Raw genomic sequence first — 5,233 nt, forward strand, 5'->3', positions numbered from 1 at the left:
GGTTATGGGTCCCCGCGTGCGCGGGGACGACAGGTCAAGGCCTCTGCAAAATCAGGCTCTGCTCCAGTTCGCGGAAATTGTAGTAGTTCTGGCGTATCCACTGATGCAGTTCGGTCGAGGAATCCCGTTCGCTGCGCAAATAGCCCGTGAACGAGAAATTCAGCCGGTCGACATAGGTTTTCAGGAACGACGGCAGCGCGGAGATGCGCAGCAGGCGGCCATCGGCGAAGCCGGCCGGCAGTTCGCCGCGCACCACATATTCGTTGTCGATGGTGACGAGCGAGGTCGCGGGAATCTGCTGTCGCAGCATCGGGTAGCTGCGCGCGGAGACACGGTCGGTGTCCGCCACGAACAGCACGATCGGCGCGACGCCGCGGCGTGCCGCCTCCTTCACGAAGCCGATCTCTTCGGTCATCTTGAAGAATTCGTCGAAGGCGTGAAAGCCGAGATCGATCACCTTGGCAAGGCCGTCATTGACGATCAGGCGGTCCATCAATTGCATCTTGCCGAAGGTATCGTCGACCTCGGCGGTCTCGGTGATATCAGGGAGGTAGTCGAGCAGCGTCGGCTCCCTCAGATTGAGGTCGAAGGAACTCACCGTGCCGTTTTTCAGCAGCAGGAATTCGCTCAGCAACCGCGCCACCAGCGTCTTGCCGACGAGCGGGCGGGGCGAGCAGACGATGTAGACGGGCGTGGATGACATCAGGCGCTATATCAGGCGAATCGTCCGCCCAATCCAGCCCCAATTCCCGGCAGGCCAGCGATTATTTTTCGCCGCCGCGCGGGAGCGGTTTGCCGGCGCCGACGAGATCGGTCAGCCTGATGCGGTCGAACTCGCTCCAGACATTGGCGAGCCAGTGGCGGACATAGCCGCGCAGCACGAACGAATAATTCGCCACGTCGTCGTGGACGCCCTTGTTGGCGACGAATTTGAGGAACGGCACCGAAGCGATCTCGACCTGCTCGAAGGCCATTTCATTGAGCTTTGGAATCGTGAGGTCGGTGGCGTCCTTGATGCGGTGGAAATAGGAATTGTAGGTCGACTGGTCCCATTCGAAGAAGCTGGTGTTGTTGATGAAGTTCTTCACCAGGAAGTATTTCGCGCCCTGCATGAAATTGGCGGTCTCGGCGATTTCGTCGAGCGAGGCGATCGAGGAGCCCAGGATATGGAATACGGCGAAGGTGATCTGGCCTGATTTGGCGGCATCGAGAAAGCCGATGTCGCGCAGCGCGACCAGCGAGGGCGACAGCAGGCCGGCGCGGACGTCGATCACGGTGACGGAGGGGCTGACCGCGTTCAGGGTATCGAAAATCTTCATCTGGTCCGAGGTCACCGTCATGTCGACGATTTCGGTGATCTCGGGATGGAACCGTTTCAGCGTACCGCGCGGGAATTCGGTGTCGAAGGCACGGGTGGGGACATGGTTGGCATTGAAATAATCCAGTAGCGTCCGCGATACCGTGGTCTTGCCGACCCCGCCCTTATCCGCGCCCACCACAATCACGACCGGCTTTGCCATGGAATTTCCTTAAACTGCGCCCCGATCGCGGAAGCGACCGGGGCGTTCCTGCCTGCTTTGGGGCGCGAACATGGCAGAAACCAAGAGGAATTCAATTCCTTAGACCGCCGGGCGCGGGGTTTATTCTTGCCGATTTCGTTAAAGGGCTGCCGGCATAACCATCGCTTATCCGCCCCGGCCCCACGGACCCGTTGATGGGCCCTCGGAGGCTTCGACCGATGGGGGACCGTCGCTCCAGGGGCCGCGGGGCGGCGGCGGAAGCTGGCCCTGGGAGGCCGGGTGCTCCGGCTGGCCGTCCTGCCCGTCGGCCGGGTCGGAGGGCAAGGCCAGCGGCCCGGGATCGTGGCCGCCGGCGAATTGCACCAGCGCCCGGACCCGCGAATCGACCGAGGGGTGGGTCGCGAACAGATCGGCAAAGCCCTCGCGCGGATTGTCGACGCACAATTCCATCACCGCCGAGGTCGCGCCCGGGAGTTCGCCGCGGCCCTCGATCTTGCGCAGTGCCGAGATCATGGCATCAGGATTTTTCGTCAGTTCGACCGATCCGGCGTCGGCCAACAATTCGCGCGATCGCGACAGCGCCAATTTTACGACTTGCGAGAGCAGCCAGGCCAGCATGATCAGCGCAATCGCGATGATCACGACAATGATCGCGCCGCCCCCGGAGCCCTTGCTGTCGCGGTCCGACGAGGAGGAGGAAGAAGACGAGGATGACCAGCCGCTACCGCTGGAATTCCACGACAAATTGGTGAACATCCGGAAGAACAGCTCGCCGAAGAAGCCGATCACGCCCGCGATGATCACCGCGATCACCATCAACTGGACGTCGCCGTTGCGGATATGGGTGAGCTCGTGGCCGAGCACCGCCTCGATCTCCCGATCATTGAGCGTCTGCAACAGGCCTGACGTCACGGTCACGGCATATTGCCGCCGGTTGAGGCCGGTCGCGAATGCATTCAGCGCCGGGCTGACCATCACTTTCAGCTTCGGCATCGGGATGCCGCGCGAGATACAGAGATTTTCCAGGAGGTTATAGAGCCGCGGCTGCTGCAATCGCGTCACGTCCTCGCCGCCGGTCACCGCGTCGATCATGTTCTGGTGGAAGAAGTAGGCGATCATGATCCACAGCGCGGCGGCGAAGGTCGCATAGGGAAATGCCGAAATCAGGTCGCGCAATGCCGCCATCAGATAGTAATCGACCGAGCCATTGCCGTTGATCACGACCTCCGCGATCAGCGCGCCGGCATAGACCAGCACATAGATCAGGAGGAACAGGCCGGCGAGCAGCAGCATCGAACGAAGCTTGTTCGAGGCGATATGCGTGTAAAGACCGTAGGCGGCCATGTTGCGCTGCTCTGCCGAACTATTCGGGCGTTCAGAACTTCACCGTCGGCGTCGCCTCGACTTCGGTGCGGCTGGCGCCGAGGTCGAAGAAATCCTTGCGGGTGAAGCCGAACATGCCGGCGAATAAAGCAGCCGGCATCTGCTGGATGCCGGTATTGTATTCCTGGACCGCGTTGTTGAAGAAGCGGCGGCTGGCGGCGATCTTGTTCTCGAGGTCGGACAGTTCGCTTGCCAATTGCTGGAAGTTGGCGTTGGCCTTGAGGTCGGGATAGGCTTCCGACAGCGCGATCAGCCGGCCGAGCGCGCCGCTCAGCTGGTTTTCGGCGGCCGACACCTGCGCCGGCCCCTGCGCCGACATCGCCGAGTTGCGGGCCTTGATCACGTCGTCGAGGGTGCCGCGCTCATGCGCGGCGTAGCCTTTCACGGTCTCGACCAGGTTCGGGATCAGATCGTGGCGCTGCTTGAGCTGCACGTCGATGTCGGCGAAGGCCTGACTGACGCGCTGGCCGAGCGCGACCAGGCGGTTATAGGCGCCGAAGGCGAAAAGCGCGAGAATGACGATGACGCCGAGAACGATCCAGCCGGTCGACATGGCAGAAAACTCCTGATGGGACGAAGAAGGCGGGCACCCTAGAGGAAAACGCAGCCATGGGTAGCCCGCCCGCGAAGTGAGGCATTGCTTTGGTCGAATCTAAGGCGGGATTAGTTCAAGGGCATTTAGCCCTCGATGATCGCATCGCCCCATCGCCAGCGGCGGGCGCGCGCATAGTCCGCCTTGGCGCGGCGGGGTATTTTTGCGATGGCGAGACCGTCGGGGGTGCACAGTTTGGCCGATATTTCGACCTTGGTGAGATCAGGCTGCGCCAGCACGCGGGCAAGGCGCTGCGCAACCGGCGCGCGCGTGAGCGCGACATAGGCGAATTTTTCGTCCTCGAACGGCAGTTCGGCGCCCTTGACCTGCTTGTGCGCGCCGGAGCGCGGTAGCCGCTGGGTGAAGTGGCACCAGTCCGGCGCGGAAAGCGGGCATTTGCCGTCATGCGGGCAGGGGGCCGCGACATGCGCGCCGAGCGCGATCAACTGCTCGCGCAGCGCGATGATCCGTGCATAGCCCGCGGGCGTGCCGGGCTCGACGATCAGCAGCGTGTCGCGGGTTTTTGCCCAAAGCGACTCGGCGAGCGCCCGCCGTTCCGCGTCGCCGATCTCGCCGACCATGTAGCTCGCTATCACAAGGTCGGCTGCTTCAGCATGGGCGAGCAGGTTGCGGGCTTGCCCCGGCTCGTAGTTCATATTGCGCAGGCGCGCGCTGCTGCGGGCGAAGTCGAGCGCCAGCGAGCGCAACGCATCATTGGCGTCGAGCAGGATGAAATCCTGCAGCGATGGAAGCGCGTCCGCCGCGGCCCAGGTCGCGGTGCCCGGCCCGGCGCCTACATCGAGTAAACTGGCTGGCGCGAAGTCCGGCCTGATTTCGCCGAGCGCGTTCAGGCTGGCGGTAACGGCGGCATAGGTCGCAGGCATCCGCGCCAGCGCATAGGCGAGCGCGTCGATTTCGGACTTGATCGCACCGGAGCCGCCGCCGTCGCGATAGGTTTTCGAGATAGCAGCGGCGCGAGCGGCGGCGGCGTTGCGCGACAGGCCTTGAAGCCTGGCCTCAAGCGCCGCCTTCAGCTCGGCGGGGAGATCGGGTGAGGTCATCGTCGTCTTCTTCCCCTCTCCCGCTCACACACAGGGGGAAGGGAAGCAAGTGGTCACGCCACGTTCTGGTCGAGGATCTTGACCGCGTCTTCGAGGTCGACCGAGACCAGTTGCGACACGCCGCGCTCGGCCATGGTGACGCCGAACAGCCGGTTCATTCGCGCCATCGTGATCGGATTGTGGGTGATGATGATGAAGCGTGTTTCCGTTGACGCCGTCATTTCATGCAGCAGGGTGCAGAACCGCTCGACATTGTGGTCGTCGAGCGGCGCGTCGACTTCGTCCAGCACGCAGATCGGCGACGGGTTGGTCAGGAACACCGCGAAAATCAGCGCCAGCGCGGTCAGCGCCTGCTCGCCGCCCGAGAGCAGCGACAGCGTCTGCGGCTTCTTGCCGGGCGGTTTTGCGATGATCTCGAGGCCTGCCTCCAGCGGGTCGTCGCTTTCGATCAGGTGAAGGGCGGCTTCGCCGCCGCCGAACAGTTCCACGAACAGCCGCTTGAAGTGCTCGTTGACGATCTCGAACGAGGCGAGCAGCCGCTCGCGCGCCTCGCGGTTGAGGCTCTGGATGCCCTGGCGCAGCCGCTTGATCGCTTCCACCAGATCGTCGCGCTCGGTGGTGAGCGCGGTGTGCTGGGCTTCGACCTCGCGCAGCTCTTCCTCGGCGCGCAGATTGAC

6 protein-coding genes are annotated in these 5,233 nt (G+C 63.3%); all 6 read right to left on the minus strand.

Annotated elements, in window-relative coordinates:
- Positions 1 to 34: 34 nt before the first annotated feature.
- Positions 35 to 703 (minus strand): hypothetical protein, encoded by a 669-nt coding sequence (locus WCE35_RS08230; RefSeq protein WP_424592853.1) that lies wholly within the window; start codon positions 701 to 703, stop codon positions 35 to 37.
- Positions 704 to 764: 61 nt separating this feature from the next.
- Entirely contained in the window at positions 765 to 1,520 is a 756-nt protein-coding gene (locus tag WCE35_RS08235) for a hypothetical protein (RefSeq protein WP_424592854.1), read from the minus strand.
- A gap of 165 nt (positions 1,521 to 1,685) precedes the next feature.
- Positions 1,686 to 2,864 carry a M48 family metallopeptidase gene (locus WCE35_RS08240; RefSeq protein WP_424592855.1) on the minus strand — a complete coding sequence of 393 codons (1,179 nt, stop codon included), beginning with the start codon at positions 2,862 to 2,864 and terminating at the stop codon, positions 1,686 to 1,688.
- Positions 2,865 to 2,895: 31 nt separating this feature from the next.
- Positions 2,896 to 3,456 carry a LemA family protein gene (locus WCE35_RS08245; protein WP_424592856.1) on the minus strand — a complete coding sequence of 187 codons (561 nt, stop codon included), beginning with the start codon at positions 3,454 to 3,456 and terminating at the stop codon, positions 2,896 to 2,898.
- A 125-nt stretch (positions 3,457 to 3,581) separates the two neighbouring features.
- Positions 3,582 to 4,556 carry a small ribosomal subunit Rsm22 family protein gene (locus WCE35_RS08250; protein WP_424592857.1) on the minus strand — a complete coding sequence of 325 codons (975 nt, stop codon included), beginning with the start codon at positions 4,554 to 4,556 and terminating at the stop codon, positions 3,582 to 3,584.
- 53 nt (positions 4,557 to 4,609) lie between these two features.
- Positions 4,610 to 5,233: AAA family ATPase (locus tag WCE35_RS08255; protein WP_424592858.1), on the minus strand; the 624-nt coding region annotated here is incomplete at its 5' end.

It is taken from the genome of Bradyrhizobium sp., assembly GCF_049691595.1.
In the GTDB taxonomy this organism is placed as follows: domain Bacteria; phylum Pseudomonadota; class Alphaproteobacteria; order Rhizobiales; family Xanthobacteraceae; genus Bradyrhizobium.